This is a genomic window from Mammaliicoccus sp. J-M40 (assembly GCF_022386395.1).
Lineage (GTDB): Bacteria > Bacillota > Bacilli > Staphylococcales > Staphylococcaceae > Mammaliicoccus > Mammaliicoccus lentus.
Genome location: NZ_JAJNIQ010000048.1, coordinates 1 through 204, shown reverse-complemented (window position 1 = coordinate 204; position 204 = coordinate 1). Strand labels below are relative to the sequence as shown.

The window sequence follows — 204 nt, the reverse complement described above, 5'->3', positions numbered from 1 at the left end:
TCGTTGCTTACGCAACCAAATATCTAATGTATGTCCCTCTGCATCAATGGCACGATATAAATAGCTCCATTTTCCTTTTATTTTGATGTACGTCTCATCAATACGCCATTTGTAATAAGCTTTTTTATGCTTTTTCTTCCAAATTTGATATAAAATTGGGGCATATTCTTGAACCCAACGGTAGACCGTTGAATGATGAACGTT

General features: G+C 35.3%; 1 protein-coding gene. It reads right to left on the bottom strand.

Annotated features, from left to right (window positions below; all coding sequences use genetic code 11):
• Window positions 1-204, bottom strand: a 204-nt coding sequence (locus tag LQ688_RS13980; RefSeq protein ID WP_239752882.1) for a DDE-type integrase/transposase/recombinase, incomplete at both ends; no start/stop codon positions are given.